The organism is Enterobacter sp. DVT3837 (assembly GCF_056238685.1).
Genome location: NZ_JBWDLA010000003.1, coordinates 1 through 14176, shown reverse-complemented (window position 1 = coordinate 14176; position 14176 = coordinate 1). Strand labels below are relative to the sequence as shown.

Here is a 14176-nt window from a genome sequence, read left to right as displayed (position 1 = left end):
CAACATTGGCGATAGCAAACTACCGACTTAACAGGAGTCAGCTATGTGGCAACTAACGTCAATTCCCCGGTATTCAAAAGCATCTCTTTTTGGGCTGGCGATTAACGGGGTTAAATGTTCCGGCACTCAAACAGCATCCCTCCCTTGGCTGGCGATTAAGGGGGTTAAATGTTCCGACACCCGGACAGCGTCCCTCCCTTGGCTGGCGATTAAGGGGGTTAAATGTTCCGACACCCGGACAGCGTCCCTCCCTTGGCTGGCGATTAAGGGGGTTAAATGTTCCGACACCCGGACAGCGTCCCTCCCTTGGCTGGCGATTAAGGGGGTTAAATGTTCCCGCACCCAAACAGCATCCCGCCCTGGGCTGGCGATTAAGGAGGTTGAATGCTCCGGCACCCGGACAGAATTCGGCCTTGAGCTGGCGATTAAGAGGGTTCAATGTACCGCCGCTCCGACAGTATCCCGCGCTGGGCTGGCGATTAAAGGGGTTAAATGTTCCGGCACCTGGACAGTATCCGCCTTGAGCTGGCGATTAAGGGGGTTAAATATTCAGGCACCCGAACAGTATCCCGCCCTGAGCTGGCGATTAAGGGGGTTAAATATACAGGCACCCGAACAGCATCCCGCCCTGGGCTGGCGATTAAGGGGGTTAAATGTGTTCCGGCACCCGGACAGTATCCCGCCTAGAGCTGGCGATTAAGGGGTTATATGAATCAGTTCCCGGGAGGGATCTATACATGACCTACGATAAAAGCAAAACAACATTAAAGTTTGGTTGTAAGAACTGAAAAGTACAAAGTTGAAATATGAAACGCGGGTTGGACCTCTCTAACGTTAGTGGTAATGACTTATGGTGCAAACATAAATCTACATATTTATGGGAAGCTGGTTAGACGACGTCCGGTCTGAAGCGCACAGACTGAAAGAGTACCGTGTGGTTCGGCGTGAACCCAGACAATAATGTTAATTCTTCGCAGCAAAATAAGAGGGCGTTCTCACAAAAGTTGTGGAGACTTGTGCAGATTACTTCTTCTGAAATCTCGTAGGCCGTTCTAATTATCTCTATGTTACTAACATTTAATTTCCTTTACCTTTTCTAGTGTTTTCGAAATAAGGTTTCGGTGTGCTAGAACTTTGTTGGAATTTAAAGCCTGGACTCTAATACCGGGCAAAAGAGTAGAATATGCCAGGCCCCCGCAAAATTTTCGACGGCTAAGGCGCCATTCAGGAATGAACTAAATCCTTCCTGCTTACCTCGTGATCCAAAAGATGGCATTCAGAATACTAAGAAAGCACGCCGAATCTGAGCCTATAACCCTTTGGCTAAATTATGCAAAGCAATGTTACTCAACACCCGGGATAAACTTTAAGGTGTTTATATACCAATTTTGGAGATTAAGGCGCACATACCCGGCGGAGCGAATTGGTTGGATCGTCAGTAAATTGTTTTATTAGGAATAAACTTCCCCAATTTCAAGATGCGAATTTCAGGTTTTTTGGTAAATGGCACTACGCTTGTTTTACAGATAGCAACCAGTTACAACATCTCGATTAACCATATTCTAGTAATCACTTGAAGCTGAAAATGGTTGACTATACCAACCTAAATAGAAGGCATTTCATTTTAGTTCAAAACAAAACTGCAACTTAATAGTTATGGTTGGTTTAGATAACCACAAATACGAAAATTGACTAACAAAACAAAAAGACACCAACTCACAAATATTATCTCTAACTTGTTAAACAAACCAACAAGACATGAGTTATTATTTGTTTTTCAATGTCTTACCAAACTTTAAATCGATACATAAGAAATTATGGGTTGCTTAGCTAACCATAAAGATAGTGTTTATATCTAATATACAGTAGCGCGACAAATTTGGTTATCACTTGCAACCACAACATCCGTATCCAAGGCAGGAAATTTAGCTCAGCACAGGCCGAGCATGATTAAACATCAGCCGTATAAAAGCTACATCACCAATCAACTTAAGTAGAAGCCCCAGAGAAGCCAATCAACAGTATCTACAAATAAAATTTAGGGATATTTAGGGGAGTTAATTCGATCCAGAAATTCTGAACCTGAACAATTGTTGCGGGGGAGGGCAGTGTAACACAGTTAAAAACCTGTAATTTGAGTAAAGTACGGATACCTCATCCAGTAAAGATGAGGTATCCAGTACTACTTAAACGTTATGCAGCTGCATTGCTAGCAACTTCCTGTTCATACAGTATCTCAATTGCTTCGCCGTAAGAGCAATCAAGACGGCTTTGTATTTCCCATAGCTTTCCACGGTCGGTACTGTCAGTCGTAAAACAAAGCTCCATTTTCCTGTCTACATAGAGGCGACATATCTCCTGGAAATTCTCGAATCGGACGAGCATCTCAGAAAATGCACGCTTTATCGTTCGTATGTTTTTCATACGCTCATATTCAGCATCAGTCGTGGAGAAGTAGTTATTAGCCTTCATGGCTTCTATGCTCTCCTTTTCCTGCTTCATGATGATCTTCCACGGCGAGTTGGCCGTCAGGGCTCGACCTACCGAGGAGGTGAAGTAATCTTCAAAGGACTGGGTAATACAAATACCAGCACAGTTCGTTTTCCTGAATCGGCGCCAGGCAGCTTCAAGGAAAGATGAGAAAAACTGATTTGACTGATTACTGGAGCCTGAAGCATTATCCGGGCGAATATACTCCCATGCCTCATCAAGGATGAACAACCGGCGGCGACCGTCCTTTTTGATAAACATTGCATGCTGAGCAGCTTGAATGATCGACATGAGCACGACTGTCTGGAGGTGAGGGGTACCCTTCAACTCTTCAAGCTCAAGAACTATAAACCGACTACCGAAGTTTATTGGCGGGAGCTTTTCGGTAAATCGATTTCCGTAAATGCCTCCTTCACACCATTGCCCTAATTGCTCACCGATATCTTTAATACGCTTATCTTCATGGGCAGAACAGCGGCGTGCAAATCCTGTAATAGAGCCTGTACTTCCGACTTTACGTGATTCGTTATATTCATCACCAATCAGTTGAAGCATGACCGATTGTTGAAAGTCGTCAATATTTCCTTTTTCAGATGCCATTATTTTTAACTGATTCAGGACCATAATGGTCTGTGCAACTTTATCCTTTTCTTCATCGTTATTATTTGAGTCGTCATTGAAAACAGGCGCTTCATCAAAAACTCGGTCTGCAACAGTGACATCGGTCAAAAATGCGAACGGATTCAGAGTAAAATCAGGCTTTTTACCAAAATCTATAAACTGACTATTTGTATATTGCTCCGAAATACCCTGATACGAGCGACCAACGTCAACTACAAAAATCTGGGCTCCATCAGGGTCAAATGCATCATAAGCATTGTTTTTGAAACCTTCAAAAGTATCACGATAATGGATCAGATTATTAGAACGCGGCCCTGCACCAAGATAGTTATTAATGATGTATGCAACCCAGAACGATTTGCCTGCACCAGAAGTCGCCCCAACAACCATATTATAGCTGGCAGAAGTCTTGAAGATATCAAGCCCCAACAGCTGGCCCTCTCGTGAGACGAGGTTAAGTACAGGTCTGTCAGTATTACCTTTCCATGGGCCGAATAGAGGGGTCATATGCGCTGCACCAGTATTACTGACTACCTCAAAACGGTCCAGATCTAGTATCGTCTTGGGGTCATTACACATTGGAAGGCAAGAGACAAAAGATGGAAAGATGATGTATGAATCATCAGCCACTTTAACGCGACTTTCCAGATAAAATGATTTTAACTGGTCTGCGGCAGACTGGACATCTAATGCTGAATTCCCCATGACGGTAAATGTCAGATAACTGTGTAAAAGACGGGCCCCATCTTCCAGTTCACGTGTTACCGCCATGTAATCATTATCCATGTCCTTCAGTCTTGGACAAAACGTTAAGACGGTTGGGATACTAGCTTGTTTGTTAGTAATTGCCTTATATCTGACGTTATCTCTAGCTAATTTTAAGGGATCGGCGAAATGGACTGTTTGAGTTATCATAAATGGGCTAAATATAGTTTTACGCCCATTCATCCAATTCACTACAAGTTCATACATGCTTCCAAAATTTACATGTTCTGGGAACTTGACCACAGATAATTGTTTGAAATAACGATGTTCAGAAACATCAGTACTCTGCGTTGTAGATGAAAAATTATTTTCAGTTACTGTATATTTTCGCCCCGGAACATTTAGCTGTTCGTTAAGACGCCTCATAGTGTTGACTTCAACATGACCTTCAGCCCAACGTGATGTTTTTCCCGGATGCATTAATTTATCCATGCAATAAAGCCAGTTTTCGGCGCTAACTTTATGTGGAAAAAGGCCCAGTGTGTTCAACTTACTGATTAGGTCAGAGTACAGTGCATCGATGCGATTAATTTCAATTTCAGTAGGAAGCGCAGATTTCAACGGAATAGAAAATGACATCCAGATCTGAAAGTCACGAAGCATTAATTTATCATGATCCGGTTTTAAGGGTTCATTTAGACTTCTATCATAATAATCCAGCTGGTAGGCCGTGAGTAAGTCCCCCTTAAGCTTATCATGTCCTTCCATTCGACCACCACGAACTGCCGACCAGGCACTTAAATGCAAGGTCAGGTCCGGCAGTGCTGTTAATGAGGTCTGACAGATAGTGTCAGTAGGAAAATCCATTTTAAATAATTCAGCTAACACATCCTGCTGATTATCAAAAACACCAGGTGAGGGGTTACAAATAAACATAAACCCAAGCCGATTACCGTCTATTAGAAAATAATTCGTGCCAGGAATCTGGTCGTATACAGGAATAAACCCACCAAACTGGTGGCGACTTAATTCTTTATTATAGATGTTAGCAGATTTCATTCGCGACCTCAGAGTTGTCTGATAATACCGTTAGACGAAACTGCTTTCGTTGCTCGCTGTTGCTGTTGCATATTTTCACGAGCGGCATCCTGAACTTGCAAAGGAACTATTCGCGCCGGATTTGATGTCGAATTTTTACCCGCAATCCAAGTTTGGGGTTTGACATTCACATAGACAAAGCCAGGCAGGTTTAAAGCGTCATTATCGTCCGTGTATGGTGCAAAGGTGATTCTCATGACGCGGCCTTGCTGAAGTACAGCAAGCGGTTCTGGAGCTACCACAGCCTGTTTATACCCTTGTGTACGGTATTGCTGGATCTGGCCAGAGCTGAGCGTAGGGTTTACAGGCTGTCCATTATTAACGGAGTAAAGGTCTTTACTAGCACTGATATCGGAATTTGGCGCAACGTAGCGCGGTACAGGTGCCGGAGATACAACCTGTGTTGTTTGCTTCATGACATCAGCAGTCGGATGGATAAAAGGGTTACCGGATGCACCTGTTGAGCTGTAGCTCGTTGTCATCCTTACATTAGAATTAACTGGAACGCCGCTTATCGGCCGTGGCCCGATTGTTGATGTTGGCGCGCCCATTTTTAATGTCTCATCGTACATAACGGGGACTTGGCCAGCAGGTTTAATTTGCGTCGTCTTGTATGTCACAGGCTTATTTACCAAGACGGCAGACTTAGGGTATTGCACAGCGCCAGGCGGCGAAATTTGGGCAGGGTACTGGCTGTCATTGACAGCCGATTTCTCCTTTCCCGAATTAGCTTCTTCCTCCGCAAGGCCGGAAAGATCATCACGGTTATTCGTTAGTTCCATAACTTCACGAGGGCCTTTACAAACGACCCCTTTTTCAATTCCCGGACATTCTGATTCTGAGCTGCCGATAGTACAACCCGCTAGGTATGAAGATGAACCAACAACCAGAGCGCTGAAAATAACTTTTTTAATGTTCATTTCATTACCTTAATTAGTAGCAAATGGGTTTTTGAGTAAGGGTTCGACACTTTGTTTTAACCATGAATCAAAATCTTTCGGTATGCCATTACCGGCAAGTCCGTCTTGTCTCACAACTGAAGGTACGCCCTGTAATTTATAAATACCTGCCAGCATCAGAGATCCTACCAATGGCTCAGCCGGACATGTTTCTGCCTCTTTTTTTGTCAGGAGCCTTTGTTCTATATCGGTCTTATTTCCCATAAGCCAACGCAAGATATCAAGGTCATTCACTTTGCCTTTTTCTTTACTGCACCATAGTTGACGTAATTCTTGCTTTGGCTCACCGGGGGAGGGGATTAAAATGATGTCAACCCGGTATTTTTCTCTTTCGTCATAGAATTTTTTTATTAAATCTTGGCAACCATCACAATCAAGCGTGATAAAAATAGCGGCTTGTCTTTTTAGTTTTGGGTTTCCTAAAGGGATCAATGCCACAGTATCAAGAGGAAAGGGGGCGTCGTCTAAATTAATAAAGTAGGATTTTCGTACATCTTCTACGGATAAGACTGACTTTCTCTGAAGAATGTCCATGACGCTACCACCCGTTATTGTATAACGTCCATCAGTGGTCACAGCCATCAACTGCGAACGTTCATCCTGGAACAGATAAAGACCTCCAGTCGGGATGTAAATAACATCTTTAGGCTTATAGCTTTGCATTTTCGCCAGTACGCCCTCTAAAGGTTTCGTGGACACTCCACCTTCTTTTGCTTTTTCCATTAATGCAGCTGCATCAGTGTTGTTTAATACATTTTCAGCAGCATTTGTAAGGGGTGGACACACTGTGATCATAGAGACCAGCAGAGATAAAAGTAACTTTTTCAATTATCGTATCTCACTTTCTTTTGTTTCGCCTTGTAGAGATTGTACCTCACCAAAACTTCCACCAAGGTCGATATAAGAGACTATTTGAACATTATCTGGAATTGTTACTGCTAATGATGCATCAATAACCAAATAGCCACGAGAACGGTAAACTTTCATTAATGCTTTAAAGTAATTTTCAAAGTTGTTTTTAGACTGTACCAAATCCGGCTCAGGATTCTGCTTATTAAATTCTTTCCTTAAAGTTTGCATATCAAGTACTGCAATTTGGTAGGACGGATTCGACATTGCTTTGACGCTTTCATAAACAAAACTCGCCCCCTTGTATCCATAGATCACGAAAAGCACAGCTAGGCCAGCTAGCATCAAATACTTGAGGGTTTTCTCGATATCTATTTCCAAAGTTACTTTTTTGGTTGTACGTATACCCCCAACAGGTTTAGCCGCCTCAAGCTTCACGTTTTCAGCAGAATCACTTTTTGTTCCTGGTTCAATGTTATTTTCCATAATTAACCTCAGCGACTCGTCAGGTTTGTAGGTATTGTTGCGCCTGATTGAACGATAAACGTAATTGGGCGCCCTGGGCTAACTTCGACTATTGGCCACTGCTGCTCAGCAATTGATGTGTAGTAGTCCACAAGACGGTTTAGACCGCCCTGAGCTGCTCCGGCTCCGGCCAACGCTCCTAATGCCCCGATGTTCGGCGATTGGTATTCAGCCGTTGAGTTAGGATCGATATTTAACGAAGACACCTTAGATGGGCTCAGACTACCAGCCAGTGCTGACAGGCCTCCTGCAAAAGCAGAACCTGCGATCGCATTTCCATTTCTACTTATCAGATTTCCACGAATACCATTTTTCCCGTCATTTTCACTAACTGCGTATGCTTCCAGTTTGACGTCGAAAGCTTTTCCTTTCGAGTTCACACAAGATATTGATGTTGCCCGAATGTATGCTCGCTGTGACGCCAGATCACCCACAGCTGAACCCAACAAATTACAATCCCGCAAATCCATCGTGAAATTGTTTGGCATGATGATGTCTTTTTTAATACGCATAGTGACTGGCATGGGTTCAGCTTTAGACGACAGACTCGTTGGGGCTTCCAGACCATTAATTAGCACCCCTGTGATAATTGACGTCGCTGGGAGAAACATTTCGTCTTTACGTGCCGCATGCCGAGCTTTACTGTCTACAGGAGCGGTCCCGTCGCCGCGAATAGTTCGTGTCGGGGCTTTGTCACCGCCAGCAACGACCTCACGCCCCTCTCTTATCCGGCTTTCGGATATCGGCATAACCTGAATGACACCATCAGAACCATTTGTCTTAATTGAACTCTGCGTGATAGTCCGCATTGGGCTATTTCGGGTCGGTGTGATCGGAGCGTATCCGGAACTAGCCCCATTCACCGCAGCATTTGGATTTAGCTGGTATGGCGTTGCTGGGGCCTGCTCATTGACGTTTTTGCGTGACCCACCTGCGTCGAGATTACGATTACCGTTTCGTGAGGTCTGCATGTCAGTCAACTGCGTCGAGAGCTGCTGGACTTGTGAAGCAAGGTTGGCAATCTGTACTTTGCTTTCTTGCTGGGCCTTTTCAGCTTTATCACGATCTGCCTTTGCCGCATTCTGATCAATGCGGTTCTGCCTGACCATTTCGTTATAAGTCTTCTGGCTTTCCTCGTTACTCAGCTTAGTCATTTGTGAATCATCAATCAGGAACCCAGTTTGCATATCTTTTTTCTGGGTTTTCTTCTCTTTTTTAACCGGAGTGGAAAAAATTGATTGACTAATAACGATAATCAATACAATCAACGCAGCACCAATTACTGAGATTCTGACAGTTTTATTTTCCCAGGCATTTTTAATGTCCATTATTAACTCCACTCTTTGGTTGCTGGAAGCGCTTAACTTTCAAATTTCGTTCGTTTTCTGTCATCTGAGGCACGATATAAGGTTCACCCGCCCTGGGCCATTTATCTTTAAAATTCAATCCTGAATTATCGGATTCAACAGGGGCAAAATCCTTACCATTATTAAGCGAACCAACTTCTTTAATTTCCTTAACTCCGCGCCGACTTTCAAACTCGGTTGAGCTTCCAACGAATTTTTGCGCAAGGGTAGGGTCGCTTATAATTATCGTATGTTCTTCAAACGCATCGTCAACTGTCTCACCCGGTCGGTGGTCATCGGGAACTATATTCACTGTTCCTTTTGGAATGTACTCAGTTTGGTAGTAATAACTGGTACCCAAAAAAACGACTAGTCCAAATGAGACCCCTGTAAGAAAAGTAGCTTTTCTCATTTTATCTTTTAATCAGGCTTGGTCGTGTGGTTACACGAGTCTGGCGCTCTTTAAATAATTTATCCCGCACAATGTAAAGCTCGGTTTCCTCTCCAGGCTGAAGAAATGCTTTATCGAACAAAGCACTTGCAATTACTCCTTCAGTTATACATTGCTGATCAGCGACAACTTGTCCGTAAGGCTTGTCATTTTTAACAAGAATGACATCTATCAATTCCCTAGATCCCACAAGTCTTTGCCCTAACTTTGAATACATATTGAAATTACACGGGGACTGCTCTGAGCTCGGTATACGTGACAAGCGGTCTTCTTGTAAACTAAAACCAGAAGGAACCTCACCTAGCGCAACCGGAGTCAGTAAATCAATGATCCGCTGTTTATGGTCATCCTGACGAGGGTCAGATGGTGCCAACTCTTCTGACTGGGATCGTGCCAGCATCTCATCATAATTATGTTTATCCAAAGATGTCTCACGTTTCGCCTGCATTGTCGGGCTCAAAGAAGTTGTGACCGAAATCATTGCACCAGGAACATCCAGTGGAACCAGTGTCAGGTTATAAGTCGATTCAGGCACTGAATCTTCTGAAAGCATTATTCCAATTGGCTTATCCGTGTTTGTTGAAATAAATACATCGCCGCCGTTAACGAAAATACTGGCTTCATCACCTGGCGTTGAAGTACTTACAGATGCGTTTTTAAATGAAGTTGAAATTCTGTTTTGCAGACCCCGTGAAACTGGCAGTACAATATTCCCACCCGGTGGGACGTTTACTCGCTGCACTTCTTTGTAGCGATTACGAGCTTCTACATATAACTCATCTGCTTTTGAAGGGGCCCCGGTGCTTTGTGCATTTTGTTGAGGCTCTTTCCCTGCCGGTCTTCCGTAACTATCAAAATTTCCGGATTTAACCTGTTGCTGATAACCGACAAGCGTAGGGTTTTTTGACAATGCGCCAGTTATCTCATTGACAGCTGGGGAGGCACTACTTGCAGGTGAAAGACTTGGTAGTTCAGTGGTCGGTTTTGTTGCTTGTGACGTCTCAGGCGCGGGGCCGGTGCCAGATTCTTTAATAATCGCATTTTTCACACCATTCTGAAATTCATCTGCCCCGACAGGCATAACAACCGGGTTATTTACTGTCGCCGGTAACTGATAGTCTTCAGCAAAGACTACATTCGAAGTTGCCAGCAAGATCATTGCTGTAATCGCGTGACAGCGAAAGCCCTTTTTAGAAGTCATAATTAGTTACCTGTAGACGGCGGGGGATTATCGAGTGTTGCCAGTTGTTCTTTGCCGTTGATTGTAATTTTCTTAATATTTGGTGTACCAGAATACTGATTTACATAGGCTATGCGTGGTCGTCCGTTTTTCATACCCAGCACCCATTCAAACGTCCATTTTGATGATTCTGTTTTGTCCGGAACATTAATCAAACGCGTTGATTTCGTTCCCCAGACATAGACCATGTCATTTTTGGTGTCATAATACATATCGATCGGTTTAAATGACTGTTCAACACCACGAGCTTGCATAATATTGGTCTGCTGCTGTAATGACTCACGGGTTTTCGCCTGTAAATCCGGAGAAAGCGCATCCAATATGGTTGTTGTTACAAAGCCTATGTTTGTTGGGTTTATGTTCCCAATTAAAGTACTGAAGAATAAGGCCCATTGAGTTTTATATGACTCTGAGGCTTTATTTCCCACAACTTTAACTTCTTCCGTCATATTAGGCGGAAGCACAATAGTCACAGGATCGGTAAGAAATTGATTTTTTACCACTAAAACTGCGATGACTAATATAGCAATTGAATTCACACGTAAGAGTTTTTCGTCACGTTTAATCAATGCACTATAAGTAATTCCAATTTCAGAAGCTTCAATCTCTTTACTAAAGCGAGCTTTAGAATCCCGAAAGCGTCCTTTTGAGTCTTCGCCTCCATTTTGCGAAGTCTCGTCCTTTTTATCAAAATCGCCATTACTGGCACTTTTAATGAATGGAATTTTAAGCTTGCTGAGAAGTTTCATTCTTAGCTCCATCAAGAATAGAGGTTTCTGATAAATGGATCGGTAAAGTAACGACTACTAAACACTGATTTCCCTGGAAACAAGCCGAACCACCACAGTTTGTGTTTGAGTTTTCCTCTAACTCCTTCTTCAGCTGCTTTTTTATATGCAAACCAAAACACAACCGCAACAACTACAGAAGTTATAAAGAAATCAAAAATATTACCACTCGCGATAGTCACGAATGTTATACCCAATTGCTTTGCATCCCAGAATAGAATCAACAAAGGCATATTAATTCTGTAAGGGAAACGATAGGTATGTGGAGGTACCTCGTACTGACTTGTCATAAAAACTCCAGAGAGGGGGAATATCCCCCTCATCGTTATTGTTCTAACAAATCACAGCGGGATACCAGCATCCAGGAACGTGCTGATAATTTTTTCACCGTTTGCCATAATCAGCATCATTAATGCTGAAACCAGCGCCAAACCAAGGTTAGGTTTTACAACGCCGAAATAAGCTACGGAGAACAACATGCCGCAAGCGATGATTTTACCCGGCGCACCAGTTAATGCTTCGCTCATGTAGGCCCAGATATCGCCGAAGGCTCCGTCGTCGGAACCCGCGTACGCTAAACCGCAACTTGCTAAAAACAGGAGAATAAACAAAGGCACTTTTGCATGTTTAGACTTCAGAAATGCAAAAGCGTTAGTTTGTTCTCTTTCAACGTTAGTATTCAATGTCAGTTCCATAATTACTCCGTGTTGATTTGAGTTCACGTAAACGCATTTGCATAATACTTTTTATTTTTCTTTCATTTTTCTGTTAACCACCCTTTTTTTCCCTTAATTGCGCCTGGTGTTTTTTTAGCCTATGAATGTCACATGTGAATACCGTGTGTATATCGGATTGAAGAAGGTGAGGCAGGTTATTTTTTCTTTATAGGGAAGAAGTTCATCGTCTATCTCTTCACCATTTTTGTGATAACCATCCAGTCCGATATTTGAGAAAGCTCTGTGTAAGGATGTCATTCTAAAAAAGTCACTTTTCCCATTGATACAAGTGCTTTTCAGCCACATCCTGTGTGTCGCCCCATTCATGCAAATGCTTTTCAAACAATGCGCCTTTTCCAGCCTCATTCATGCAAATGCCTTTGTAGCAAAGACACATATCCGAAACCCATTCATGCAAATGCTTTTCGACCAAAGGAACCTTTTCCGGGCTCATTCATGCAGTTGCTTTTCGACCAAGGGCAACTTTTACTATTCCATTCATGTAAATGCTTTTTAGTGAAATTCAGCTATCGAATCCCATTAAGAGAGGTACTTTCAGTCCAAAGGCACCTTTTCAGGTCGATTCATCCAAATGCTTTCCGGTCAAAGACACCGTTACGGCGCCATTCATGCAAATGCCTGTCAACCAAAAGCACCTTTTACTATCCCATTCATGCAAATGCTTTTCGACCAATGCCCCGTTTGCTGCACCATTCATGCAAATGCTTTTCGACCAATGCCACCGTTTGCGGCCCCATTCATGCAAATGCTTTCAGCTAAAGGCACCTTTTTACTGTCCCATTCATGCAAATGCTTTTCAGCTAAAGGCATCTTCCCGCCTCATTCATGCCAGGGGTTTCCAACGTAGGCACCTTACACAAACTCATTCAAGCAAATGCTTTTATACAAAAGGCACTTTTCTGTCGCCATTGAAGCAAGTGCTTTTCACAAAGGTCACTTTTCTCCCCCCATTGAAGCAAATGCTTTTCACCACCACTATGGGATTTTTAAACGATTTGCTTTTATTTTCATGAGGTTATGTTTACTTATGGGACCTCTGTTTTGAACTGGATATTTATCAAAACGCCTCTGTTCTAATCATGTCCCAGACAATTACAGGCTTTAATTTTCTGTGCAAATCTCAGTGTGACATGAGAAGGACAGGGATTTTTCACGTATAGCCACTATGCACAAACGTTGATGGGTAGTTTTATCTAAAGGCATCTGGATGAATGACTTCTGATTAAATCATTCAAAATCAATTGCTTAGTATTCGTTATCTAACTCAGTGAAAATTAGTTAAATAAAGCATTCGATCGAATGCTCAAAATTCCCAGGGTGCTTAAGCAAAAGTAAGAAAGGAAGCAGGGAAGCAGGGAAGCAGGGAAGCAGGGAAGCAGGGAAGCAGGGAAGGGTATTCATATCAGCAGAGGCGTCCAAAAAAGCATTTGGATGAATGCCCGTACGCCTCATTACATCCAAAGTTACTTTTCTGCGAACTGAACCAGAGGATCAGCTTTGTTTTGCCAGAGCAAGCTTTGGACTTCTCTTAAAAATCTGGAACTGAATATCTCTACCTTTCTTAACCTCTTGATATTCAAGGTATCCTATTGATTTTAACTCCAACATAGCCTTTCTGATGATCTGGTTTTGAGTACGTACTGGAGTCGTCAAAAGAAGCCGCTCACGCAAACGCTTCATGTTAACGAATAACGTTCCGGCAGGCATTGCCTCAAAATAGATGTACAGGCTCTGTGCAGCTTCTTTTTTGGCGAGAACCGACAGTACCTGTAAGCTTAATAGGGTTTTATGATCATACCGGTAAAGCTCCCACATCGAGGGATCACCCACGAGCTCTACTGTGTCCTTCTTAGGGTCAATCATAGCTTTCTGCACAAGGTGTGTGACAGTGAAGCGTTCAGTTTTAGAATCACGGAAAGAAATAACAACGGACGCGAGGTTTGCCAGCGCTTCCTGAAATCGTGAACGGGTTCGCTTGTTGATATTTGTAGAACTGATACCACACATTTTTGCAAACTCATTGAACGACAATGTTATTTTCTCGGAGGCGAATCCATATTTACTGAACGCCATAATGCACCCAAGCCAACACTTGAAGTCCGTGGACATCGAAAGCTTAAGGCCAGTGATCCGGATGTCATCGTATCCTTCTGACCGGGCCAGTTCCATGCTCGACAACTCATCAGAAGCATCAACCTCAAAATTTCTGAATCGCTTCTCTTTAGTTCCCACCGGGGTAAAAACACTTAAGCGCAGTAAAGCAATGGGTTGGACCGATTTCGAAGAGTTTGGACTCAGTTGATAAGTCCTCCCTGTATCCGTGTTGGTCACATCAAACGGATGTGCTAACTCATTGTTATCACTCAT

12 protein-coding genes are annotated in these 14176 nt (G+C 43.1%); all 12 read right to left on the bottom strand.

Going from position 1 to position 14176, the window contains the following annotated elements; genetic code table 11:
• Positions 1-2193: 2193 nt before the first annotated feature.
• A complete protein-coding gene (gene trhC, locus AC0XWG_RS23115) occupies positions 2194-4875 on the bottom strand; it encodes an IncHI-type conjugal transfer ATPase TrhC (protein ID WP_015063109.1) in 2682 nt (893 codons plus the stop codon).
• An 8-nt stretch (positions 4876-4883) separates the two neighbouring features.
• Positions 4884-5834, bottom strand: coding sequence for a TraV family lipoprotein (locus AC0XWG_RS23110; protein ID WP_015063108.1), 951 nt, complete (start codon positions 5832-5834; stop codon positions 4884-4886).
• Between the two features lie 9 nt (positions 5835-5843).
• The gene (htdT, locus tag AC0XWG_RS23105) at positions 5844-6596 is read right to left on the bottom strand and encodes a protein-disulfide isomerase HtdT (RefSeq protein WP_185757620.1); all 753 of its coding nucleotides are present in this window, start codon (positions 6594-6596) and stop codon (positions 5844-5846) included.
• A 105-nt stretch (positions 6597-6701) separates the two neighbouring features.
• Positions 6702-7208: a hypothetical protein gene (locus tag AC0XWG_RS23100; protein WP_015063106.1), complete on the bottom strand. Its 507-nt coding sequence runs from the start codon at positions 7206-7208 to the stop codon at positions 6702-6704.
• An 8-nt stretch (positions 7209-7216) separates the two neighbouring features.
• Positions 7217-8575 carry an IncHI-type conjugal transfer protein TrhB gene (gene trhB / locus AC0XWG_RS23095; protein ID WP_022652153.1) on the bottom strand — a complete coding sequence of 453 codons (1359 nt, stop codon included), beginning with the start codon at positions 8573-8575 and terminating at the stop codon, positions 7217-7219.
• Positions 8565-9005 (bottom strand): plasmid transfer protein HtdO, encoded by a 441-nt coding sequence (gene htdO / locus AC0XWG_RS23090; protein WP_015063104.1) that lies wholly within the window; start codon positions 9003-9005, stop codon positions 8565-8567. The genes trhB and htdO overlap by 11 nt, the downstream gene beginning before the upstream one ends.
• Position 9006: 1 nt before the next feature.
• Positions 9007-10245, bottom strand: coding sequence for a TraK domain-containing protein (locus tag AC0XWG_RS23085; RefSeq protein WP_015063103.1), 1239 nt, complete (start codon positions 10243-10245; stop codon positions 9007-9009).
• Between the two features lie 2 nt (positions 10246-10247).
• Positions 10248-11033: a TraE/TraK family type IV conjugative transfer system protein gene (locus AC0XWG_RS23080; RefSeq protein WP_022652152.1), complete on the bottom strand. Its 786-nt coding sequence runs from the start codon at positions 11031-11033 to the stop codon at positions 10248-10250.
• Positions 11034-11044: 11 nt separating this feature from the next.
• A complete protein-coding gene (locus tag AC0XWG_RS23075) occupies positions 11045-11362 on the bottom strand; it encodes a type IV conjugative transfer system protein TraL (protein WP_022652151.1) in 318 nt (105 codons plus the stop codon).
• A gap of 51 nt (positions 11363-11413) precedes the next feature.
• Complete coding sequence (locus AC0XWG_RS23070) at positions 11414-11767, bottom strand: hypothetical protein (RefSeq protein WP_015063100.1); 354 nt, start codon at positions 11765-11767, stop codon at positions 11414-11416.
• 289 nt (positions 11768-12056) lie between these two features.
• Positions 12057-12242, bottom strand: coding sequence for a hypothetical protein (locus tag AC0XWG_RS23065; RefSeq protein WP_032610388.1), 186 nt, complete (start codon positions 12240-12242; stop codon positions 12057-12059).
• A gap of 1058 nt (positions 12243-13300) precedes the next feature.
• A partial coding sequence (locus tag AC0XWG_RS23060; protein WP_015063098.1) for a RepB family plasmid replication initiator protein occupies positions 13301-14176 on the bottom strand: 876 nt, incomplete at its 5' end.